Consider the following 22,593-nt stretch of genomic DNA (forward strand, 5'->3'; position numbering starts at 1 on the left):
GCCGTCAGTGAACGACGGACGTGGACGCGTCAGCGACCCGTGAAGGGAGGTGTTCAGTCAGGAGTGACGCCGGGCTGTTCGCCCGGGGTGCGCAGCGAGTGGCGCAGGCCGGCGCGGCTCATCGCCGCGACGGCGGTGTCGACGGCTTCGGTCGTCCAGAACGGAACGCCGAAGTTGAAGCCGTCGAGGTGTCCACCGGGGGCCGTGGTGCTGCCCGGGGCGGTGGGGACGGCCGGCGCAACCGGGAGCTGCGCCGGGGTCAGCGGCGACGGCAGGTCACGGTGCCGGTCGCGGGAGTGGCCCGCGGCACCGGTGACGTCGTCATGGGGCAAGCCCGCCGACGCGAGCGCGGCGCGCAACGCGGCGGGGAGTTCGACGGTCGAGACGGCGGGAACGCCTGCCGTCTGGCCGGCACCGGAGGTCACCGGCTCCGTCCCGGCCGGGGCGAGCCCCGGGACGCCGGGGAGTGGGACCAGGTTGCCGTGCCCGGCCGGGTCGAGCAGCTGCCACACCTGGCGGCCGAAGTCCTTGGCCGGCGCGGGGGCGATGGTCTCCTCGATGACCTGGCGGGTGTCCTCGGGCTTGCGCACGATGTGCTCGAACGCGCCGAGGGTGCGCTGGGCCGGGCTCAGCACGGCGTCGTCGGTGAGGTCCGACACCGAGCCGCTGACGCGCTCGGAGGCCTCGCGGCCGACGGTGCCGGCGTCGGTGGCGTCGCACGGACGCGGGGCCTGCGGCTCGCTCCACGTCGTCGCTTCCTGGTGGCACGCCGCTTCGGCGACACCACCGGCGACGTCGCCGGAGAAGTGCCCGACACCGTGGTTCACGTCGCCGATCCCGCCCGCCGTGGCGTCGGTGACCGGGGTGACGGAAGCGGTGCCGACCTCGACGGTGTCCGCGGACGCGGCCGCACCGGAGACGAGCCACGCGGCGGCAGTGCCCGCCACCGCGCCACCGAGCACGAGCAGCGCACGCGACACGAGACGGCCGACGCGCTTGGCGCCCTGCCCCTCGTTCGCCGCGGTGTTCGCCACTCGATGTCTCCTCAATGCTTTCGGGGGTTCCGGGTGGCGGAGCCCCCGGCCGGTTGTTGCAGCGCCTGCTTCGTGATCCAGCCGTTGCGGAAGCGACCTAACCAAACCCGCGCCGCGCCGCGCACCCTTGACACGGCTTGATGCCCCCATCGTGTGAAAGACACACGGTGCAGCCCGATTTGACGGTCGGTGATCAGGCCTGGCCGCCGCGTGTGTCGGACGCGGCCGCGGTAAAGCGGCCGAATCGGGCGGTCCAGCCGCTACGGTGAGCCGGTGACCCACGCGCGACGCGAAGACCCGTTCCTGCCGAAGCACGAGGACGTCACCGGGCTGATCCCCCGGGGCCTGCGCATCAGCGCGGCCCTGGCGTGGCGGTTCATCGTGGTGATCGCGGCGCTCTACGCCGTGGTCTGGGTGATCGGCTACCTGTCCGTCGTCATCATCCCGCTGTCCATCGCCCTGCTGCTGTCGGCGCTGCTCGCGCCGGCGGTGCAGAAACTGGTGGCGGTGCGGTTCCCGCGCGGGCTGGCGACGGCGATCGTGCTGATCGCCGGGCTGGCGGTGCTGGGCGGGCTGCTGACGTTCGTCATCACCCAGTTCTCCTCGGGCCTGCCCCAGCTGCAGAAGCAGCTGAACGACAGCCTCAACCAGATCAAGGACTGGCTGCTCAACGGTCCGCCGCACCTGCGCCAGGAGCAGATCCAGGACTTCATCAACCAGGCGATCGGGTTCCTCCAGAACAACCAGGCGTCCATCACGACGACCGCGCTGACGACGGCGAGCACCGTCGGCGAGATCCTGACCGGCTTCCTGCTGACGCTGTTCGTCACGATCTTCTTCCTCAGCGGCGGCGAAGGCATCTGGACGTTCCTGGTCCGGGCCGTGCCCTCGCGGGTGCGCAACCGCGTCGACGTCGCCGGGCGCCGCGGGTTCGCGTCGCTGGTCAGCTACGTGCGGGCGACGGCCGCGGTCGCCGTGGTCGACGCCGTCGGCATCGGCGTCGGCCTGTGGATCGTGGGTGTGCCGCTGGTGATCCCGCTGGCGACGCTGGTCTTCATCGGCGCGTTCATCCCGATCATCGGCGCCGTCATCGCCGGCGGCGTCGCGGTGTTGATCGCCCTGGTGACGAACGGGGTCATCGGCGCCGTGATCGTGCTGGCCATCGTGATCGGCGTCATGCAGCTGGAGAGCCACATCCTGCAGCCGCTGCTGCTCGGGCGGGCGGTGAAGCTGCACCCCTTGGCCGTGGTCCTGGCCATCACCGCCGGCCTGGTCGCGGGCGGGATCGCCGGCGCGCTGCTGGCCGTGCCGCTGCTGGCGGTGCTGAACGCCGGCGTCCGGTCGCTGCTGCACGAGACCAACCCCGACCCGGCCGAGGTGAACGTCCTCAAGGACCAGGCCGCGCAGCCGAACGACGCCGAGCCCGGCACCCCGAAGGCGACGGTGCCGACCGTCGGCGAAGACGACGACAAGAAGTGACCGTCCGGAGGACGCCCGACCCGGTCACCCCCATGTGGCGGGGCGTGCTCGCGTTCCGGGTGCTCACCTGGGCGTTCGCCTGCGGCACGGTGATCGTCCAGAGCGGCGAGTACCGGCGCGAGTGGCTGGCGTGGGCGATCCTCGGCGTGATGGCCCTCTGGTCGGTCGTCAGCAGCTTCCTCTACCTGCGCGAGCGGACGCGGCCACCGGCGCTGGTCGTCTTCGACCTCGTGCTGACCACGGGGCTGCTGCTGACCTCGCCGTGGGTGCTCAGCGACGCGCAGTTCGCGTTGAACGTCCCGCTCATCACCACGGTGTGGGCGGCCGTGGCGCCGGTCGCCGCGGGCGCGCGGTTCGGCGCGGTCGGCGGGGTGCTCGCCGGGCTGGTGGTCGGGGTGGCGACCGGGCTGGCGCGGGAGAAGTTCGACCTCGACATCGCCCGCGACGGCGTCCTGCTCGCCGCCGCCGGCCTGCTGGTCGGCATGGCCGCGACGATGGCCCGCCGCTCGGCCGCGCGGCTGGAGCAGGCGCTGCGGAAGGAAGCGGCGACGGCCGAGCGGGAGCGGCTGGCCCGGTCGATCCACGACAGCGTGCTGCAGGTGCTCGCGCGGGTCCGCAAGCGCGGCAACGAGGTCGGCGGTGAAGCGGCGGAGCTGGCCCGGCTGGCCGGTGAGCAGGAGATCGCGCTGCGGGCGCTGGTGACGACCGAGCCGGTGAAACCGAACGACAGCGGCACGATGAGCCTGCGCTCCGCGTTGCAGCTGCTCGCGACGTCGTCGGTGCAGGTCTCGGCCCCGGCGGACGACGTCGAGCTGCCGGCGCACGTCACCGGCGAACTGGTCGCCGTGACCCGCGAAGCACTGGCGAACGTCGAAAAGCACGCGGGCCCGGACGCGCACGCGTGGGTGCTGCTCGAGGACCTCGGCAACGAGGTGGTGGTGAGCATCCGCGACGACGGACCGGGCATACCGGACGGCGTTCTCGAGCAAGCGGCCGCGGCGGGGCACCTCGGCGTGGTGGAATCCATCCGGGGGCGGGTGCGCGACCTCGGGGGGAGCGCGACCCTCGACACCGGGCCCGGCCGGGGCACGGAGTGGGAGGTCAGAGTGCCGAACGCGAGGGGTGCGAGATGAGTGACGAGCCGCGGATCTCCGTGATGGTGGTCGACGACCACCCGATCTGGCGCGACGGGGTGGCCCGCGACCTGACCGAAAACGGTTTCGACGTGAAGGCGACCGCGCCGGACGCCGACGCGGCGCTGCGGATCGCGCGCACCGTGCAGCCGGACGTCGTCCTGATGGACCTCAACCTCGGCAGCACGTCGGGTGTGGACGCCACCCGCGAGATCACCGCGGCGCTGCCGTCGACGAAGGTGCTGGTGCTCTCGGCGAGCGGCGAGCACAAGGACGTCCTGGAGGCGGTGAAGGCCGGCGCGTCCGGCTACCTGGTCAAGTCGGCGTCCGCGGTGGAGCTGGTCGACGCCGTCCACCGCACCGCCGCGGGCGACCCGGTGTTCACCGCCGGCCTGGCCGGGCTGGTGCTCGGGGAGTACCGGCGGATGGCCGATGCGTCGATCCAGGACACCGCGGGCGCGGAGCCGCCCCGGCTGACCGAGCGCGAAACCGACGTCCTGCGCCTGGTCGCGAAGGGGCTGACCGCGCGGCAGATCGCCGAGCGGCTCGTGCTGTCGCACCGCACGGTGGAGAACCACGTGCAGTCGACGCTGCGGAAGCTGCAGCTGCACAACCGCGTCGAGCTGGCCCGGTACGCGATCGAGCACGGCCTCGACGAGGAATAACCGTCAAGGGAGGACCGCGAAGCCGGTCCACTCCCCCTTCGGCAGCGCGGCCGTGCTCAGCCGCCACTGCGGTTCACCGGGGTGCCAGGCGGCGAGGACGTCGTCGGCGAGCACCAGGTCACCGGCGGCCGACCAGTCGAAACCGCCGCCGCGTTTGAGGTGCTCGGTGGTGAACGGCATGCCCGGTGCGTGCTCCCAGGTCGGCCCGTCCGGGCGGAGCAGCCAGATGTCCCTGGTCTGCGTGCTGGTGTTCCGGTAGGCGGGGTCGGCGAAGTCGGCGGCCCACACGGTGCCTTCGCGTGACGGCACCACCGTGGGTGTCCGGCCGATCGTGGGCCTGCTGAGCTGCCTGCTGCTGTTGGCGCGCAGGTCAACCAAGGTCAGGTCGGTCAGGCCGTCGAGCAGCATCCAGTCGCCGGCGGCACCGAGGATGCGCGGGGCCTGGCGGACCGTGCGGCCGGTCGCCGGGTCGATCAGGGCGTCGGTCGATTCGGCGGCGCCGGAGTTGATGGTGATCAGCAGGCCGTGCGCGGTCTCGGTCCGCACCTGGGTGCGGCAGCTGGCGGTCTGGCCGCGGCCGAGCTCACCGTCGGCGAACGAGACGTGCTGGAGGCGGCAGTTGTCCGGGCTGTCCTGCCGGATCAGCCAGACGCCGTCGCCGCCGGCGTCCGGGGCGACCGACCAGGCGCGGCCGAGGGAGCGGGGCGGGCTCGACGGCCCGGTGTACTCGAGGAGCTCGAAGGGCCCGGGGCTCTGGGTGTAAGGCGGGTAGACCGTCAGGACGGCGTGCTCGCCGACCCGGGCGACGCTCAGCCCGATGTCACCACCGGGGTAGCCGGGCGGCGTGGCCGTGGGCCCGTGGTCGGCGTCGAACAGGGTGGGGCCGACCGTCGGGAGCAGCGCGGTGATCCCGATCCCGCCGGTCGCCCGCACGCCGGTGAGCCCCGTCGGCGGGGCCGGCGCGGCAGACGGCGGTGTCGTCGTGGCGCTCGGCGGCGGCGCCGGAGTTTCGCCGGTGCACGCGGACAGCAGGACTGCGGCCGCGGCGGCAGCGGCTGCGCGGACTACGGGTCCGTTCAGGGTTTTCCCCCGATCTCCCTGGTGGAATCCGGTTCTACCATCGAGGGCATGGGCGAGGAAGAGACCGCGGCAGCGGAACCGGTGACCGAAACCAAGCCGTTGAACGAGCGCGATCTCCGGGTGTCCGACGACGAGCGCGAGCACGTCGTCGGGGTGCTCCAGAAAGCGATCGGCCGCGGCATGATCGACCTCGACGAGTTCACCGAGCGCACCGATCGCGCGCTCGCGTCGAAGACCCGCGGCGAGCTGAACGCCGTGCTGGCCGACCTCGCCGGGCTCTACCACCCGGCCGCGGCCCTCGCCGCTGCTCCGGCGTACGCGGCCCCGGCGGCTTACGGAGGTTACTCGCCGGGGCGGCGCATCGAGCTCAACGCGAAGTACTCGTCGCTGCACCGCGGCGGGCCGTGGGTGGTGCCGTCCGAGCTGGTGGTGCGCAACAAGTACGGCTCGACAAAACTGGACTTCACCGAGGCCCAGGTGCAGTCGCCGGTGGTGCACATCGAGCTGGACGCCAAGTGGGGCTCGGTCGAGATCATCATCCCGGAGCACGCGGCGGTGGACCTGAACGCGATCGGTGACGTCAAGTTCGGCTCGATGGAGGACAAGACGCGCAGCAACGGGCGGATGGGCAACCCGCGGTACGTGCTGAGCGGCCGGGTCCACGGCGGATCGCTGCTCGTCCGGCACCCGCGGCGCGGGCTCTTCGGCTAGCCGGGGCCCCTCTGCCCCCGGCGACGAGAAGGCCTCCCCACCCAGGCATCGGGTGGGGAGGCCTTCGCTCGTCAGGCGGCCAGCGGCCGGATCGAGCGCAGGTGCCGGGCGACGAACCAGACCAGGGCGGCGAACGCGACGGCGGCGAGCCCGGCGACGACGTGCAGGCCGTCGGGGAGGCCGTGGGAGCGGGCGACGGCGTCGCCCAGCGTGCCGACCGTCGCGAGGCCGAAGGCGTAGCCGAACTCGTTGACGGTCTGAGCCAGCGAAGCGGCGGCGCCGGCCTTGCGCGGCGGAACCGAGCCGACGACGAGGTCCGTGCCCAGCGCGACCATCGGCCCGACCCCCAGCGACGTCACGGCGAACCCGAGCGACACCCACACCGGCCCGGCGGCGGGATCGACGAAGACGAGGACGGCCATGCCGGCGGCGGCGAGGGCCACCCCGCCGGCGATCAGCCTGCCGGGCCGCACGCGACGGGCGAGCACGGGCGCGGCGAGGAAGCTGACGGTCGAGGCGGCCATCCCCGGCAGCAGGCCCAGCGCGGCCCCGACCGGGGAGAGGTGCTGCGCGAGCTGGAAGAACTGCGCGACGAACAGCATGGTCGTGCCGCCGAGCATGCTGAACAGCAGCATCCCGCCGAGGGTGGTGCGGAAGGCCTTCGCGGCGAACAGGCTGAAGTCGACGAGCGGATCCGCGAGGGTGCGCTGCCGCTTGACGAAGACGTATCCGATGAGGATGCCGGCGGCCAAGGCGAGCACGGGAACGGTCCGGACGCCGTCACGGGCGAGTTCCTTGACGCCGTAGACGAGGGGCAGGATCGCGCCGAGCGAGAGCGCAACGCTCGGCAGGTCGAGGCGGCCGGCGGTCTCGTCGCGGTACTCCGGCAGCAGCTTCGGGCCGATGACCAGCAGCAGGACCATGGCGGGCACGCCGAGCAGGAAGACCGAGCCCCACCAGAAGTGTTCGAGCATGAAGCCGCCGACGACCGGCCCGATGATCGCGCCGACGGTGAAGCAGCCCGCCCAGATCCCGATAGCTTCGGCGCGCTGCCGCGGGTTCTCGAACATGGTCCCGATGAGCGAGAGGGTGGAGGGAGCGAGCGTGGCCCCGGCGATCCCCAGCGCGGCCCGCGCGACGATCAGCATGCCGGCACTGGTGGAGAAGGCGGCGACGATGGAGGCGGCCCCGAAGGCGGCGGCCCCGGTGAGCAGCAGCTTCCGCCGCCCGATCCGGTCGCCGAGGGTTCCCATGGTGACCATGAACCCGGCGACCATGAAGCCGTAGGTGTCCATGATCCAGAGTTGCTGGGTCCCATCGGCGTGCAGGCTGACGGCGAGTTTCGGCAGGGCGAGCACGAGCACGAAGACGTCCAGCGAGACGAGCAGGGTGGGCAGAGCCAGCACGGCCAGCCCAATCCACTCCCGACGCCCGGCCCGACGCCCGCCGGCAACGGCTTCGGCCGCGACGGGGATGGTGGCGGTCATGGTGAGGGTCCTCTCGACTCGGGTGCTTCGCTTCTCACCTGTTCGTCGAGCGGGCGGGGGCGGGATCGACACCGGCCCGGATCTTTTTTCGGCCGGAACGCAGTGAAGGCCATCCTGGAGAATCTCGAGACGGCCTTCACGGGAGTTTGGGGCGGGTTGTCCACACCCCTCGATCGTTGTGGACAACCACGCTGCTCCAGGTTCGCACAGGGCGGCACTGTCGGTGATGACCGATAGACTGAAAGTGGGGGGGCGCCCCTGCGAGGTGGGATGATTCGCGCTGGGGCGAATGGTGGGGCTGGGACCGGAAGCCACACCGCCGCGCAGGCCGGGGAGAGCGGCGGGCCGCGCGAGCGGGCAGGAGTGCTCCACGAGGCGCATCGGGGCCGGGCTCGGCTCGGCTCGGCTCGGCTCGGCTCGGCTCGGCTCGGCTCGGCTCGGCTCGGCTCGGCTCGGCTCGGCTCGGAGAGCGTCGACCTGCTGCTCGATTCGCCGAGGCGCGCAGCCGCAACCAGCGCTACCGGACTCCGGCGCGCAGGCCGTGCCCGCCGGGCGCGGCCCGTTCAGCGAGGGCCCGACGGCGGCCGATCACTCGGCCGGCGTTGGTGCTCCGGCTCCTCAGGGGCGGGCCGCCGCGCGGGCGGCCGCCGGGTTCGATGTGGCCAATGTTGCTTCCGCCAGGGCTTGGCACTCCGCCAGCGTCGTGGCCGCCAAGGCGGCGCCCACCGTGCGGACGGCCGGGGCGTTCATCGACAGGCTCGTCAGGCCCAACCCCGCCAGGACCAGCGCCAACCGGGGGTCCGCGGCCGCTTCGCCGCAGACGCCCGCCGGTTTGCCCGTGGCCTCGGCCGCGTCGCCGATCAGCTTGAGCAGGCGCAGGAGCGCCGGCTGCCAGGGGTCGTTGAGCTTTGCCACCGCGCCCAGCTGGCGATCCGCCGCGAACGTGTACTGCGCCAGGTCGTTCGTGCCGACCGAGACGAAGTCGACGACCTCCAGGATCTCGCGGGCGCTCAGCGCCGCCGCCGGGATCTCGATCATCACGCCCGCCCGGGTGATGCCCGCCGCGCGGACGCGCTCGGCGAACCAGGCCGCTTCCTCGACCGTGGCGACCATCGGGGCCATCACCGAGACCTCGGCGCCGGAGTCCGCCGCCGCACCCGCGATCGCCTCGAGCTGGCGGTCCAGCACCTCCGGGCGGTCGAACGCCACGCGCAGCCCGCGGACGCCGAGCGCGGGGTTCGGTTCGGCCTCCGGGGACAGGAAGGCCAGGGGCTTGTCGGCGCCCGCGTCCAAGGTCCGCACGATCACCGGCTTTCCGCGGAACGGCGCCAGCACGGCCGTGTACGCGGCGCGCTGGTCGGCCACCGACGGCTCGTCCGAGGCGTCCAGGTAGCAGAACTCGGTGCGGAACAGCCCGACACCTTCGGCGCCCGCGTCGGCCGCGGCCTGCGCGTCGGCCGGGGAGCCGACGTTGCCGTACACCTTCACGCGGTGACCGTCGGCCGTCGCGCCCGTGCCGTTCCACTCGGCGACCTGGGCCACCGTCGCCGTGACGACCGGGGCCGACGGGTCCGCGACCTCGACCGTGCCCGCGTCGCCGTCGACCGCAAGCGCTTGCGCGTCCAGTGCCAGCACGCCGCGGACCGCGACGACGGCCGGGATGCCGAGTGCGCGCGCCAGGATCGCGGTGTGGCTGGTCGGGCCACCCTCCTCGGTGACCAGGGCGAGCACCTTGGCCGGGTCGAGGCCCGCGGTGTCGGCCGGGGCGAGGTCGCGGGCGACCAGCACGCTCGGCGACGCCAGCTCGGGCACCCCCGGCGGCGCGATGCCGAGCAGCTCGGCGATCAGCCGGTCGCGCACGTCGCGGACGTCCCGGACGCGCTCGGCCATGTACCCGCCGGCCGCGGCCAGTGCTTCGGCGAAGCCCTCGGCGGCCTGGTAGACAGCACGCGCGGCGGGCAGTCCCTGCGTCTTGACCAGCGTTTCCGCCTGCGACGTCAGTGCCGGGTCGGCCGCCATCGCCGCGGTTGTGATGAGGATCGTCGCGGCCTCACCGGTGGCGGTCTCGGCCTGCTTCTCCAGCCGGCCGGCGACGATCGCCGCCGCGGGCGCGATCCGGGCGGCCTCGGCGGCCGGATCGGCCGGGGCGGGGGTGGCGGCGGGCTCGCCGAGCGGCTCCGCGACGCGGACGACGGGACCACTCGCGCGGCCGGGGCTGACGGCGACCCCGGCCAGCGACCCCGCCGACGCACCCGGCCCCGCGGAGGCGGCATCAAACTCAGACATGGTCTAGACCATAACGCAGATAGGCCTCGATATCTCGTGGTGGCGGGCACAAGCCGCGGCGCCGCACCTGTTCGAGCACCGGCCGGACCTCCTCGTGCCACCAGGAGCCGGCCAATTCGTCGCGGCTGCGCACGGGCCGTCCGGCCAGCATACGGCGAAATCCCCAGGCCTCGGCCGAATCGGCGAGCCGGAACCAGTCGGCCGGGTCGTCGAGCCACAGCCCGAGGCGGACGTCATCGGGCAGCGGCACGCGCTCCAGGAACATCCGCTCGGCGGTCTTCGACGGCAGGTCGGCGAGCGTCAGGCAGCGCAGCGCGCAGGCGACCGTGCTGATCCAGCGGACGCGCGCGCGGACGGTCCGGGCGCCGCGAGCCCGCGCGATGCCGACGCGGTGGTGGCCGTCCTCGACGAAGAACATGTCGGAGAGCCGCACGAGCCGCACCGGCGGGAGGTCGGCCGACGTCCGCGCCAGCTGGTCCCAGCGTTCGCGCAGTGCCCGGTTGCGCGGCCGGAACTCGCGGTCGAAGTCCCCAGCGCGGGCGACCGTGCCGACGATGCCCTCCAGCGGCACGTCGTAGACGCCTTCGTCGAGCTCGGTCTGCTTGCCGAGCGCCTTGAGGGTTTCGCCGAGCGGCATGATCGCGAGCCGGTCGGGGCGGCGCGCGTCCGCGATCGCCCGCAGCTGAGCTGCGTAACCGCGCCACCAGGCCGAGTCGAACGAGTCGCCCATGTGACCTGCAACACGGCAGCCCGGATGATCATTCCCCCAGGTCGGCGGCGGTGGGGTAGGACGGCTGGGCTCCGTGCCGCGTCACGCTGAACGCCGCGACGCGCACTGCTCGCTTCGCCGCGGAGACCAGGTCGGTGCCGTCGGCGAGCGACGCGGCGAGCGCGCCGGCGAAGGCGTCCCCGGCCCCGGTGGTGTCCACGGCGTCGACCGCCGGCGACTCGACCCGGCTCACCGAACCGGCTTCGACGACGACGGCGCCCGCCGCCCCGAGCGTGACGACAGCCGACCGCGGCCCGACGTCGAGCAGCTTCCGGAAGTCCGCGCCGGGCCCGGTGAGCCAGGCGGCCTCGTGCTCGTTGACCAGCAGGACGTCGAGCTTGGCCAGCGTCTCCGGGGAGAGCTTCGCCGCGGGCGAGAGGTTCAGGAGCACCTTCACGCCCTTTTCGGCGGCCCGCGCGACGGCGTGCTCGACGGTCGGCAGCGGCACCTCGAGCGAGACGACCATGACCCGGACCCCGTCGAAGACGGCGTCGACGTCGGCGGGCTCCAGGCTGGAGTTGGCGCCGGGGGAGACGAGGATCGAGTTCTCGCCGTCCGGGGTGACGGTGATGTAGGCGATGCCGGTCGGCCGGTCGCTGGTCCGGACCAGCCCGGTGTCGACGCCGGCGGCGCGGAGCGAGTCGAGCAGCAGCCTGCCGTACGCATCGTCGCCGACGGCGCCGAGCAGGGCGACGTCCGCCCCGAGCCGGCCCGCCGCGACCGCCGTGTTGGCTCCCTTGCCCCCCGGCGAGAGCACGGTGTCGCCGCCCAGTACCGTCTCCCCGCCGGCCGGCCGCCGATCCACCGCGACGACGAGGTCGGCGTTGGCCGATCCCACCACGAGCACGTCAGAGTTCATGCTCGCACTGTGTCACGAAGACGGCCGCGAAAGTGTCCGGACCAGGTCAGGGCGGGCAAGGGCGGGAAAGTGAAGGTTTTTGTAACTTATCCGGGGCCGAGTGCGACAATCATGCGAGCAGCGGTTGCCCGTCACTCGATCGGGGGATGTCCGTCCCCCGGCCGTCACTTCGTGGCCCCGGTCCCGCTCTCCTGGTGCGTCATCGCGGAGACGTGATGACGTTGCCCCAACCGGCGCGAGCCGGGCAGGGCATCGGGTCGCCGGCGCCGATCACGTAGCCCCCCGAGTGATCGGCGTCGGCGGCGCCCCCTGCACCAGCCGCAGCACGTTCCTTGCCGCACCAGGGGAAACTTTCGCGGCCAACGGCCGATCGTCACCACGTCGGAGAATCGCGCGAAGCGCGACGTAGTGGCGAGTGGCCTTCTTCCCCGAAGCTTCGACCGTCAGCCGGGCCAGGTCGGCCCGCCGTACCCGCACCGGGTCACCGTCATCCGGCCGCCAGGTGATCGCGTCGGCCGTCAGGGCGAACTCGCCGGCTTCGCCGCGGTAGCGCGTCAGGTAGAGCAGCACCCAGATCGCCACGGCCACCGGCAGCGGGATCCCCGGCGGGATGTCGTAAACGGCCGGAGCCACGAAGTCGGCGATGACGGCGAGCCAAGCCGTCCACAGGACGGCCAACCGGCCGGCGGAAGCCTGCTCGGCGCGGACGAGGGTGCGCGGCGGGTGGGCGCTCCAGCGTTTGACCAGGCGCTTCACCGGGTCCGGCACGCCGAAGCCGCCGCGCCGGACGTTCTTGGAGGTCCATCGCCCGAGGCCGGGACGGTACCGCTCGATCGCCGCCGACGCCTTCTCGGCTTCCTCCCGGGCCATCGCCGACGAGAGGATGAAGCCGTCCGGCGACCGGTGCCGGCAGTCGGGGTTCAGGTTCCGGATCGCGTCCTCGTCCACCAGCGAAACGGCGAACGCGACCCGATCGCCGGGCTCGCCGCCGCGGAAGTCGAACCGGTGGATGTCGCTCCACGGCAGGACGAGCGTCGTCTTGTCCTCGAGCGGCTGCCGGAATCCGTCGGGACCGAACTCGACCCGCGCCGTCGACAGCGAACCGTGGCGGCGGATGTACCGCCGCATGAGCGGCCCGCTGCAGAAGCACAGCACCGCCAGCACGCCGAGCGCGGGTGCCACCAAGCGCGCGACCGGGTCGTAGCTGCGCGCCCACACCAGCAGGCCGGCCGCGACGGCGGGCGCGAGGCCGAGGAACGCCACGCACCCCGCCGTCGTCCGCAGCACGGACTGCGGATGGTGGAGTGGCAGCCGGACCTGCACCACGGCCGTCTCCGGCCCGCCGGGAGTCGTCGACACCACGGCGGCTAGATCGACCCGGAGATGCGCCGGCCGCCCTGCTGCTGGAAAACCGGCTCGGGCTTCTTCTCGTTGTAGTGGTTCTCGCGGTACTCCTTATCGGCTTCGTCGTAGGCACCCGCGGTCTTCTTGCCCGCTTCCTTGCCGGCTTCCTCGCCGAACGCCTTGGGCAGTTCCTTGAGGCCGTCCTTGAAGACGCCCGGAGCCGCGCGCGCCGTGTCCTGCAGCGCCGCGAGCAGCTTCTGGCCGACCGTGCGGAACAGCCCGCTGAGGTGGTTGAACTGGCTGATGCCCTTACGGAAGGCCCGCACGAGCTTCTGCAGCCACTCCGACATCCGCCGGCCGCACTTGACGATCTCGGCCGTGCCCTCGCCGGCCAGGCCGGCGGGCGCGGCGGGGCCCGGGTACCGCATCAGAATGCTGATCAGCTTGCCGATGCATTCCGTGAGCAGGTCCCGCAGCACGCTGCGCACGACGTTCAGGATGCTCTTGCAGACGTCGATCAGCACGGAGACGGCCTTCGCGCCGCCCGCGACCCCGGCGTACATGTCACCGAGCTCGGCGGTGAACGCGCGATAAGCGTCCGCACCCTGGCCCTGCCACTCCGCGCTGTCCGCCTTGACCGTGTCCAGGAGGTCCTTGGCGACCGCGTCGACCTCGTCGCTGATCTTGCTCCAGGTCTCCTGCATGACGTCGAGCTGTTCCTGGTTCCCGGTCACCCAGTCGAGCGGGGCACGCAGGAACTCGACGTGCTCGATCAGCCAGCCGAGCCCCATGCTCGCCAGGCCGGCGATCGGGTCCTGGAGGAACTCCAGCACACCGGCAGCACCGAAGCCGAGGTTGAGCAGGCCTTCGGTCCAGTCGCCGTCGGCTGCCTTCGTTGCCGCGTCCCAGAAGTCCTGGGCCATCCCGGCGCCTTCGAGCGCCGAGGATCCTTCCTCGACCGTCTTCCTGGCTTCCGTCACCAACGCGTTCTCAGTCAAGGTGGATGCCCTCCAGGCTCGCCTTGACGTCCTGCTCGCGCCAGTCGACGTGCCGGGACCAGGTGCGCACGCGGTCGATCTGCTCCTGGGCCACGTTCTTCGCGTGGCCGATGGAGTCGCTTCCCAGGGTCTGGGCGACGCCGCACAGCGCGCCGAGGCCGCAGGACTGGCCGATGAGCCCGAACGCCATCGGGTCGACGACCTGGGCCGCCGCGTCCAGCGTCTTCGCGAACCGGTCGACGAACGGTTCGAGCTTCTTCGCGTGGGCCATCAACTGCTCCGGCTCGATCCGGATGTCCGGCTGCGGGTTGTTCACGGTCTTCCCTCCCTCGTTGCCCCGGTCAGCGCAGGTAGTCGCCGTCGCCGAAGTAGTCGTCGTCGGTGCCGGCCTCGGGCGCGGGGCGCGGCGGCGCCGGTTTCGGCTTCGGCGGCGAGGGCGGCGTCTCTTCCTCGGCGATGAAGCGCGCCCCGTCGCTCGCGGGCGCCGCGTCGCCGCCGTCGACGAAACCTTGCGGCTCCGGCTCCGGGAATTCGTGGTGGAGCTGCTGGACCAGCTCGTTCATGGTCTCGGTGCCCGCGATCGACGGCACCCCGGTCTGCACGGCCTCGGCCAGCTTGCTCTGCGCGCGCTGGACGGTCCGCAGGATCTCGCCGGCGAGGTTCGCCTTCTCCCGCACCGCGGGCCCGATCTCCAGCCCGACGAGGTTGCCGAGGTGGTTGACCTCGACCGCGATCTGGCCGTCCGGGCTGCGCTCGGCCACGGAGACCGCCGCCATCTCGGCCTGCATGCGCTCGCCCCGCTGCTTGGCCTCGACGAGCTTGGCGTCGAAGCTCGCCAGCAGCTGCTCAGGGTTCGACACGCGAACCTCCCCTGTTCACGTCAGTAACCGTACGGCGACCGAGTGTGGCACACCGGTCCGACAGTTTCGGCAAGGTTCCGGTTTTCCGATTCACCTCGCCTAGCCGATTTTTCGCACAGCCGGTAACCGCTGGGGTATCGTCCGTGACGCAAGAGGGGAGATCGAACGCGAGGGGAGCGCGGTTCGGTGGGGTTGTTCGGCGACATGCTCGACGCTGCCAAGCACGTCGGGTCGGAGATCGCGCACGCCGTCCAGTCGGGTGGTGAGCGGCTCGGCAACGTCTTGACCGGCGCGGGCGTCGGCCTGCTCGCAGGTGGGCTGCCCGGCGCGGTCGCGGGGGCGTACGTCGGCTCGCAGACCGGCACCGGGGCGGCGAACCCGCAGGCTTCCGGGCTGTCACCCGGTCAGCTGGTCCAGGCCGTGCTGACCGGTCCCGGCACCGAGTCGCTGCAGAAGGTGCACCGGGCGGGCGTCGACCAGTCGGCTTACCAGCGCCGGCTCGAGCAGGGCACGCGCGAGCTGACTTCCGGCCTTGAATCCGCGTGGACGGGCGGCGCCTCGGACGCGGCCCGCGAGCGGCTCCAGCCGCTGACGGCGTCGGCGACCTCGGCGTCCACGACCCTGGACCGCAACTCGACGCTGGCCCAGGCGCAGATCGACCAGTTCCACCGGATGAAGAACTCGCTGCACCCGGACGTCACCGACCAGCCGCCTACGCGCAGCGCCTGGGACGTCGCGACACCGTGGGACACCGACACCGAAGACAAGATCAACCAGTACAACCGGAAGGCCCAGGAGAACGTCGAGCGGTACACCGCGTATTCGCAGCAGTCCAGCGCGAACACCGCGGCCCGGACGATCGACTACGGCCAGCTCCGTGAGTACACCGGCGGCGACTTCACGCTGCAGGACCCGAAGAAGCCCGTCGAACCGCCACCTCGGAAGCGAACGCCGGCCGGTGGCGACGACGACCGGTCGATCGGGGCCCAGGTGCAGCCGCCGCCGGCGGTCCACCCGCCGCCCGGACAGGTCACGCCTCCCGGACACAGCACGCCGCCAGGGCAGGTGACGCCGCCGGGATCACCGCCCTCCGGCGTGGACGACAGCGTTCGCGCGCAGGGTTACGCGCCGCCGTCGGCGCAGTACCCGCCGGGCTATCAGCCACCAGGCACGGGACCAGGCGGGTTCGGGCCCGGCTCGGGTCCCGGAGGTGGGTTCGGACCCGGCTTCGGCCCTGGTGGTGGCGGCTTCGGGCCGGGCTCGTCGTCCGGTGCGAGCGGCGGCACCGGCGCGGGTGCCCGCGGTCCGGGCGCGGCGACCGGCGCCGGCGTCCCGGGCGAAGGACGTCCCGGCGCGGCCGGCGGGGTCCGCGGCGGCGCGGCGGGCAAGCCGGGCTCACCGGGGATGGGCGGCGTGGGCCAGGGCACCAAGGGCGGCCAAGGCGAGGAGGATGCGGAACACCAGCGCGCGTCGTACCTGGTGGAGCCGGATCCGGAGAGCATCTTCGGCGGCTCCGACGAGCGGACCGTGCCCCCGGTGATCGGACTGTGATCTTCCTGCCCAGAACGGCCCTGCTCACCGCGTGGGAGTGGGAACGGCACGGTCCGCCGCCCGCGGTCCTCGGTGACGGCAACCTCTGGCTCGGCGACGAGACCCGCAAGCGGCTCGACGAACAGGTCCTCGAGGTCTTGGCCTCGCTCAGGCTCGCGGCGGGCGGCACGCTGACGCGGGACTTCCGCGACGTCCTGCGCGTCCTCGCGAAGGGCGCCCACCAGTTCACCGGCTGGCTGGGCGACATCGAAGCGGACGAGTCGGGCGCGGTGCTCGTGTCCGCCTCCGGGCCGGACGCGCTCCGGCTCATCCGGAAGGACGACACGGTCCGGATCGACGTCGTGGAGCCGTCGCGGGTGGCGGAGTCGCTGGTGGATGTGCTGCCGCCGGTGCCACCGGCGCGGATTTCGGCGGTGTCGATTCCGGAGGCGCGGTTCTCGGGCCGCGCACTGGAGGAGTCGTACGACCTCGATGACCCGACCGTCGACCGGGGCCGGGACCCGTTGCCGTGGGCGCGCCGGCTGATGGCGGCGCGGCGGACTGGGTTGCACCAGTGCTACGCCGTCCACCGGGGGTCTCGCAGTGCGCCGATCACCGCGGTGGATGTCGCCGGGACCGGGCGGGTGCTGACGTACGTGTATCCGGGGCGCGAGCGGATGGTCAGCCTTCAGCCGGGGACCCGGGCTGCGCTGACCGAAGTCCTGTACGCGACCCTGAACGGGTTGGGGGAACGACGATGACGGGCTCGTTTTTCAGCGGGATCGACTTCTGGGCGACGGACACGCCGAGCGGGGCGGCGGCGCGGCCGGGTGGTGGGCAGGGGTTCGCGATGAGCTCGGCCGAGATGCGGGCGATGCTCAAGAAGGCCGTGGACCAACGCGAAACCCTCGTTCAGCAGATACGAGCAGCCGATCACTTGTTCCAGGCGACGCCGCCGGCGGAGGAGCCGGTCAGCCAAGCCGCGGTGAACGGGCCGAACGGAATCAATGAGTCCGGCGCGTACTACAAGGGACACCTGCAGTACCAGTTCAGCTACCTCACGGAGTTGATCCGGAGGTTGCAGCAAGCCCTTGGCATCACCGAGGCGGCGGACCAGCAGGCTGCAGACTCGACCAAGACGATCAAGGGGTCCCTCGAATGAGTCATCGGATTCTCACCACCCTCGCGCTGGTCACGGCCGGAGTGACGGTGCTGACCGCCTGCACCGGCAAGGACAACGTGGCCGGCACGCCGACGCCCGCACCGACGAGCAGCTCGAACCTGCCGAACAGCGGTGCTCCCACGGTGGACAACCCGCTACCCGCCAAGGTGCTGGACGGCAATCCGTGCGATTCGGCACTCACCGCCGAACAGGTCCAGGGCTATCTCGGGCAGACCAACCCACCCGAATCGAAGGACACGGAACTGGGTGCGACCTGCGACTGGGCCAGCGCATCGGGATCAGCCGCCGGGATCCTGGTCGGCTACGACACCAAGTCCGAACAAGGACTCAGCCTTCCCTACAAGAACGTGAAGCCGAAGGCGAAACGTTGGGTGGACGACCTGGATCCGGTGCAGGGCTACCCGACCGTGGGTTATGTCGGCGTCGGAACCACCGACGACCGGACCTGTGTGGTTGTCGTCGGTGTCGCGGACGACCTCGCCTACTCGGTCTCGCTGAGCCTCGGTGACTCGGCGGTCCAGGCCGGCAAGGACGCCTGCCGGCTCGGGCGCGGTGTCGCCGACACGGTGCTCACCAACCTCAAGGCGCGCGCCTGAGCTGCACCTTTCGTTACGGCGCAGATCGGGTTGACCCAAAATCCGTCGTACCAACCACCTAGACTGTTCGGATGAGCCACCCCACGCGAAGGGGTCGCGCGCGTGCGGCTACCGAACAGGACATCCGGCGGACCGCCCGGAAACTGCTCGTCGAGCAGGGGCCGGAGGCGGTCACCCTGCGTGCCATCGCGCGGGAGCTGGGCATCACCGCGCCGGCGCTCTACCGCTACTACGAGTCTCGTGACGACCTCGTCGAGAACCTGCGGCTGGACGTCTGCGCCGACCTGGCCGACGACCTCGCCGGGGAAATCGCCGAGCTGCCCGATGACGGCGTGCTGCAGTTGTTCGCCATCTGCAAGGGTTTCCGGCGGTGGGCACTCACCCACACGAAGGAATTCACGCTGGTCTTCGCGTCGCCGACCGGCGGGGTCGGGTCGACGTCGGGGAGTGCGCTGAGCCGGGTCGACGAGCCGTTCGGGCGGATCTTCCTCGCCGCCGCGGGGCGGGTGCTCGCCCGGCACGACATCGTGCTGCCGTCGGCCAGCGGGGTGCCCGACGAGCTGCGGGACGATCTGAAGACCTTCCAGGAATCACTGGTCGCCGTGCTCGTCGAGTCCGATCAGAACGTGCCGGTGGAGAAGATCGACCTCGGCGTGACGTACCTGATGATCCAGTTCTGGGCCCGGCTCTACGGGCACGTCACGCTCGAGGTCTTCGGCAACTACCCGATCCCGATGTCCAAACCGGACGTCCTGTTCGAGGCGATGCTCATCGACCTCGCCCGGGAGATCGGGCTCTACTCCGGCTGACGCTAGGCCGCGTGGCCGCCGTCCACGGACAGCACAGCCGCCGTCACGTAGGCGCTGGCCGGTGCAGCCAGGTAGGACACCGCCGACGCCACCTCCGCAGGTGAGCCGTAGCGGTCGAAGGCCGTCAGCGCGCGCTGGTCGGCCGCGTACGGGCCGTCGGCCGGGTTCATGTCCGTGTCCGTCGGGCCCGGGTGGACCAGGTTGACCGTGATGCCGCGCGGGCCCAGCTCGCGGGCCAGCGCCTTGGTCAGGCCGACCATCGCCGCCTTGCTCGTCGCGTAGAGCGCCATGCCCGGGCCGGGCACGCGGTCGGTGACGCAGCTGCCGATCGTGATCACCCGGCCGTCGTCGCTCAGCACCTCGGCCGCGGCCTTCGTCACCGCGAACACACCACGGACGTTCACCGCGAGCACGCGGTCGACGTCCTCGATCGCGGTGTCGGACAGCGGGCCGACGAAGCCGACGCCCGCGTTGTTCACCAGGACGTCGAGCCGGCCGAACTCGGCGACGGTGGCCGAAACGGCCGCCGACACCGCCGCCGCGTCCGCCGAATCCGCCTGGATGGCCAGCGCGCGGCGGCCGAGGTCCTTGATCTGCTCGACCACCTCGGCCGCCCGCGCGGCGTTGTTCTGGTACGTCAGCGCGACGTCCGCGCCGTCCTCGGCGAGCCGCAGTGCCGTGGCCGCGCCGATGCCGCGGCTGCCGCCCGTCACCAGTGCCACCTTGCCGTCGAGGGTCATCCCCGGTTCTCCTTCGATCGAACGGTTTTCCTTGACCGTTCAATCAAATCGGGGATGACCGCCGACCGCTGGCGTCTTTCCGCCCTCGCGTCAGAGGACGATGTTGACCAGCCGGCCCGGCACCACGATCACTTTGCGCGGCGAGCCGTCGCCGACCATCGCCGCGACCTTCTCGTCCGCCAGGGCCGCCGCCTGGACCTCGTCCGACGAAGCGGAAGCCGGGACCGTGACGCGGGAGCGGACCTTGCCGTTGACCTGGATCGGGTACTCGACCGAGTCCTCCACCAGGTACTTCTCGTCCACCACCGGGAACGGGCCCTGCACCAGCGAATCCGCGTGCCCCAGCCGGTGCCACAGCTCCTCCGCCAGGTGCGGGGCCAGCGGCGCCAGCATCAGCACCAGCGGCTCGGCCAGCTCGCGCGGCGTCGACGCAGCTCCGCCGTACACCTTGGTGACGTGGTTGTTCAGCTCGATCAGCTTCGCGCCGGCCGTGTTGAACCGCATCTCCGCGTAGTCCTCGCGGACGCCCGCGATGGTCTTGTGCAGCACCTTGCGGTCCGCCTCGGAAGCGTCCTCAGCGGACACCCGCAGCTCGCCGGTGGTCTCGTCGACGACCAGGCGCCACAGCCGTTGCAGGAACCGGTGCGCACCCACGACGTCCTTGGTCGCCCACGGGCGCGACATCGCCAGCGGGCCCATCGCCATCTCGTAGAACCGGAACGTGTCGGCGCCGTAGTTCTCGGCCATCTCGTCCGGCGTGACGACGTTCTTCAGGCTCTTGCCCATCTTGCCGTACTCCTGGGTGACCTCTTCGTCGTTGAAGAAGTACTTCCCGTCGCGCTCCTCGACCTGCTCGGCCGGGACGTAGACACCGCGCGCGTCCGTGTACGCGTACGCCTCGATGTAGCCCTGGTTGAACAGCTTCCGGTACGGCTCCTTGGACGTCACGTGGCCCAGGTCGAACAGCACCTTGTGCCAGAAGCGCGAGTACAGCAGGTGCAGCACCGCGTGCTCGACGCCGCCGACGTACAGGTCGACGCCGCCGGTGTCGTCCGCGCCGTGCTCGCCCACGCGCGGGCCCATCCAGTACTCCTCGTTCTCCGGCGCGCAGAACGTCTCGGAGTTCGTCGGGTCCAGGTAGCGCAGCTGGTACCAGCAGGAACCCGCCCAGTTCGGCATCGTGTTGATGTCGCGGCGGTAGGTCTTGGGGCCGTCGCCCAGGTCCAGCTCGACCTCGACCCAGTCGGTCGCGCGGGCCAGCGGGGACGACGGCATCGAGTCGCGGTCCTCCGGGTCGAACGTCACCGGCGAGTAGTCGGCGACCTCGGGCAGCTCGATCGGCAGCATCGACTCCGGAACGGCGTGCACCTCGCCGTCGGAGTCGTAGACGACCGGGAACGGCTCGCCCCAGTAGCGCTGGCGCGAGAACAGCCAGTCGCGCAGCTTGAACTGCACGGTGCCGACGCCGGCACCCTTCTCGGTCAGCCAGTCGATGATCGTCTTCTTGGCTTCGGCGACGTCCATGCCGTCCAAGAAGCCAGAGTTGATCGCCGGCCCGTCACCCGTGAACGCCTTGCCGTCGAAGCCGTCGGACGGCTGCACGGTCCGGATGATCTCCAGCCCGAACTTCTCGGCGAACTCCCAGTCCCGGACGTCCTGGCCGGGGACGGCCATGATCGCGCCGGTGCCGTAGCCCATCAGCACGTAGTCGGCGACGAAGATCGGGATCTGCTTGTTGTTGACCGGGTTCGTCGCGTACGCGCCGGTGAAGACGCCGGTCTTCTCCTTGTTCTCCTGCCGGTCCAGCTCGGACTTGCGCGACGCGGCGACGCGGTACTCCTTGATCGCCTCGGCGGGCGTCGCGGCGCCACCGGTCCAGCGCTCGTCGACGTCCGCGGGCCACTCCGCCGTGACCAGCTTGTCGACCAGCGGGTGTTCCGGCGCCAGCACCATGTACGTGGCGCCGAACAGGGTGTCCGGCCGGGTCGTGAAGACCTCGATGGCGTCGTCGCCGGAGGAGAACGTGACGCGGGCGCCGTGCGAGCGGCCGATCCAGTTCCGCTGCATGGACTTGACCTTCTCCGGCCAGTCCAGCAGGTCCAGGTCGTCGACCAGGCGGTCGGCGTACGCGGTGATCCGCATCATCCACTGCCGCAGGTTGCGGCGGAAGACGGGGAAGTTGCCGCGCTCGCTGCGGCCGTCGGCGGTGACCTCTTCGTTCGACAGCACGGTGCCCAGGCCCGGGCACCAGTTGACCGGCGCTTCGGAGATGTAGACCAGGCGGTGGTCGTCGATGACCGTCTTGCGCTCGGCGGCGCTCAGCGACGCCCAGTCCTTGTTCCCCGGCACCGGGCGCGAGCCGTCGGCGAACGCGGCCTCCAGCTCGGCGATCGGGCGTGCCTTGCCCGCGTCGGTGTCGTACCAGGAGTTGAAGATCTGCAGGAAGATCCACTGCGTCCAGCGGTAGTACTCGGGGTCGATCGTGGAGATGCGACGGCGTTCGTCGTGGCCCAGGCCCAGGCGCCGGATCTGGCGCAGGTAGGTCCGGATGTTCTCCTCGGTCGTCTTGCGCGGGTGCTGCCCGGTCTGGACCGCGTACTGCTCGGCCGGCAGGCCGAACGCGTCGAAGCCCATCGTGTGCAGCACGTTGCGCCCGATCATCCGGTGGTACCGGGCGAAGACGTCGGTGCTGATGAAGCCCAGCGGGTGCCCGACGTGCAGGCCGGAGCCCGACGGGTACGGGAACATGTCCTGGACGAACAGCTTGTCGCTGGGCACCGGCTGCCCCTCGACGGCGAGCGGCCCGACGGGGTTGGGCGCGTGGAAGGTGCCCTGGTCGGCCCAGTGGTCCTGCCAGCGCTGCTCGATCTGACCCGCCAGCGCGGCTGTGTAGCGGTGCGCCGGGACGTCAGTCCCTGTCGTCTCGGTCATGCCGTCTTCCTCCGTGGGAGCTACTCCAGAAACAACTCGACCCCTCAGCCACCAGGGCATGAGGGGTCGCCGCGCCGGCCGGGCCGGGCCCGGTCAGCG

The 22,593-nt window shown here is 71.7% G+C and carries 21 protein-coding genes; 9 read left to right on the plus strand and 12 right to left on the minus strand.

Going from position 1 to position 22,593, the window contains the following annotated elements; genetic code table 11:
• Positions 1 to 53: 53 nt before the first annotated feature.
• A complete protein-coding gene (locus tag Q5425_RS40335; RefSeq protein ID WP_308677683.1) occupies positions 54 to 1,034 on the minus strand; it encodes a hypothetical protein in 981 nt (326 codons plus the stop codon).
• A 273-nt stretch (positions 1,035 to 1,307) separates the two neighbouring features.
• Here Q5425_RS40335 and Q5425_RS40340 point away from each other — a divergent pair, with 273 nt between their 5' ends.
• The 3 genes from Q5425_RS40340 to Q5425_RS40350 are packed head-to-tail and all read left to right on the plus strand — an operon-like array spanning position 1,308 to position 4,311.
• The gene (locus Q5425_RS40340) at positions 1,308 to 2,513 is read left to right on the plus strand and encodes an AI-2E family transporter (protein ID WP_308677684.1); all 1,206 of its coding nucleotides are present in this window, start codon (positions 1,308 to 1,310) and stop codon (positions 2,511 to 2,513) included.
• Positions 2,510 to 3,646 (plus strand): MacS family sensor histidine kinase, encoded by a 1,137-nt coding sequence (macS, locus tag Q5425_RS40345; protein WP_308677685.1) that lies wholly within the window; start codon positions 2,510 to 2,512, stop codon positions 3,644 to 3,646. Before Q5425_RS40340 ends, macS begins: the two co-directional genes overlap by 4 nt.
• Entirely contained in the window at positions 3,643 to 4,311 is a 669-nt protein-coding gene (locus tag Q5425_RS40350; RefSeq protein WP_308677686.1) for a response regulator transcription factor, read from the plus strand. The genes macS and Q5425_RS40350 overlap by 4 nt, the downstream gene beginning before the upstream one ends.
• 3 nt (positions 4,312 to 4,314) lie before the next feature.
• Here Q5425_RS40350 and Q5425_RS40355 read toward each other — a convergent pair whose 3' ends face one another.
• Entirely contained in the window at positions 4,315 to 5,244 is a 930-nt protein-coding gene (locus Q5425_RS40355; protein ID WP_308677687.1) for a hypothetical protein, read from the minus strand.
• A gap of 195 nt (positions 5,245 to 5,439) precedes the next feature.
• On the opposite strand from Q5425_RS40355, the gene Q5425_RS40360 reads away from it, so the two are divergent.
• The gene (locus tag Q5425_RS40360) at positions 5,440 to 6,102 is read left to right on the plus strand and encodes a DUF1707 domain-containing protein (RefSeq protein WP_308677688.1); all 663 of its coding nucleotides are present in this window, start codon (positions 5,440 to 5,442) and stop codon (positions 6,100 to 6,102) included.
• Between the two features lie 71 nt (positions 6,103 to 6,173).
• Here Q5425_RS40360 and Q5425_RS40365 read toward each other — a convergent pair whose 3' ends face one another.
• From Q5425_RS40365 to Q5425_RS40400, 8 genes are all read right to left on the minus strand, one after another.
• Entirely contained in the window at positions 6,174 to 7,589 is a 1,416-nt protein-coding gene (locus Q5425_RS40365; protein WP_308677689.1) for an MFS transporter, read from the minus strand.
• 618 nt (positions 7,590 to 8,207) lie between these two features.
• Positions 8,208 to 9,875, minus strand: coding sequence for a phosphoenolpyruvate--protein phosphotransferase (gene ptsP, locus Q5425_RS40370; RefSeq protein ID WP_308677690.1), 1,668 nt, complete (start codon positions 9,873 to 9,875; stop codon positions 8,208 to 8,210).
• Positions 9,868 to 10,605 (minus strand): hypothetical protein, encoded by a 738-nt coding sequence (locus Q5425_RS40375; protein ID WP_308677691.1) that lies wholly within the window; start codon positions 10,603 to 10,605, stop codon positions 9,868 to 9,870. The genes ptsP and Q5425_RS40375 overlap by 8 nt, the downstream gene beginning before the upstream one ends.
• A 28-nt stretch (positions 10,606 to 10,633) precedes the next feature.
• Positions 10,634 to 11,503, minus strand: a complete 870-nt coding sequence (locus Q5425_RS40380; protein WP_308677692.1) for a ribokinase — start codon at positions 11,501 to 11,503, stop codon at positions 10,634 to 10,636.
• Between the two features lie 270 nt (positions 11,504 to 11,773).
• The gene (locus Q5425_RS40385) at positions 11,774 to 12,865 is read right to left on the minus strand and encodes a hypothetical protein (RefSeq protein WP_308677693.1); all 1,092 of its coding nucleotides are present in this window, start codon (positions 12,863 to 12,865) and stop codon (positions 11,774 to 11,776) included.
• Positions 12,866 to 12,870: 5 nt separating this feature from the next.
• Complete coding sequence (locus Q5425_RS40390) at positions 12,871 to 13,827, minus strand: hypothetical protein (protein ID WP_308677694.1); 957 nt, start codon at positions 13,825 to 13,827, stop codon at positions 12,871 to 12,873.
• A gap of 10 nt (positions 13,828 to 13,837) precedes the next feature.
• A complete protein-coding gene (locus Q5425_RS40395) occupies positions 13,838 to 14,161 on the minus strand; it encodes a hypothetical protein (protein WP_308677695.1) in 324 nt (107 codons plus the stop codon).
• 25 nt (positions 14,162 to 14,186) lie between these two features.
• The gene (locus Q5425_RS40400; protein WP_308677696.1) at positions 14,187 to 14,705 is read right to left on the minus strand and encodes a YbaB/EbfC family nucleoid-associated protein; all 519 of its coding nucleotides are present in this window, start codon (positions 14,703 to 14,705) and stop codon (positions 14,187 to 14,189) included.
• A 186-nt stretch (positions 14,706 to 14,891) separates the two neighbouring features.
• On the opposite strand from Q5425_RS40400, the gene Q5425_RS40405 reads away from it, so the two are divergent.
• The 5 genes from Q5425_RS40405 to Q5425_RS40425 all read left to right on the plus strand — a co-directional run bounded on the left by Q5425_RS40405 (position 14,892) and on the right by Q5425_RS40425 (position 18,823).
• Positions 14,892 to 16,256: a hypothetical protein gene (locus tag Q5425_RS40405; RefSeq protein WP_308677697.1), complete on the plus strand. Its 1,365-nt coding sequence runs from the start codon at positions 14,892 to 14,894 to the stop codon at positions 16,254 to 16,256.
• The gene (locus tag Q5425_RS40410) at positions 16,253 to 16,996 is read left to right on the plus strand and encodes an ESX secretion-associated protein EspG (RefSeq protein ID WP_308677698.1); all 744 of its coding nucleotides are present in this window, start codon (positions 16,253 to 16,255) and stop codon (positions 16,994 to 16,996) included. The genes Q5425_RS40405 and Q5425_RS40410 overlap by 4 nt, the downstream gene beginning before the upstream one ends.
• Positions 16,993 to 17,397, plus strand: a complete 405-nt coding sequence (locus tag Q5425_RS40415) for a hypothetical protein (RefSeq protein WP_308677699.1) — start codon at positions 16,993 to 16,995, stop codon at positions 17,395 to 17,397. The genes Q5425_RS40410 and Q5425_RS40415 overlap by 4 nt, the downstream gene beginning before the upstream one ends.
• A gap of 41 nt (positions 17,398 to 17,438) precedes the next feature.
• Positions 17,439 to 18,014 carry a DUF3558 domain-containing protein gene (locus tag Q5425_RS40420; RefSeq protein WP_308677700.1) on the plus strand — a complete coding sequence of 192 codons (576 nt, stop codon included), beginning with the start codon at positions 17,439 to 17,441 and terminating at the stop codon, positions 18,012 to 18,014.
• Positions 18,015 to 18,085: 71 nt separating this feature from the next.
• Positions 18,086 to 18,823, plus strand: a complete 738-nt coding sequence (locus tag Q5425_RS40425; protein WP_308677701.1) for a TetR/AcrR family transcriptional regulator — start codon at positions 18,086 to 18,088, stop codon at positions 18,821 to 18,823.
• A gap of 2 nt (positions 18,824 to 18,825) precedes the next feature.
• Here Q5425_RS40425 and Q5425_RS40430 read toward each other — a convergent pair whose 3' ends face one another.
• A complete protein-coding gene (locus Q5425_RS40430; RefSeq protein WP_308677702.1) occupies positions 18,826 to 19,563 on the minus strand; it encodes a 3-oxoacyl-ACP reductase family protein in 738 nt (245 codons plus the stop codon).
• 90 nt (positions 19,564 to 19,653) lie between these two features.
• Positions 19,654 to 22,494: a leucine--tRNA ligase gene (leuS, locus tag Q5425_RS40435; protein WP_308677703.1), complete on the minus strand. Its 2,841-nt coding sequence runs from the start codon at positions 22,492 to 22,494 to the stop codon at positions 19,654 to 19,656.
• Positions 22,495 to 22,593 lie beyond the last annotated feature (99 nt).

It is taken from the genome of Amycolatopsis sp. A133, from assembly GCF_031082405.1.
Taxonomy (GTDB): Bacteria; Actinomycetota; Actinomycetes; order Mycobacteriales; family Pseudonocardiaceae; genus Amycolatopsis.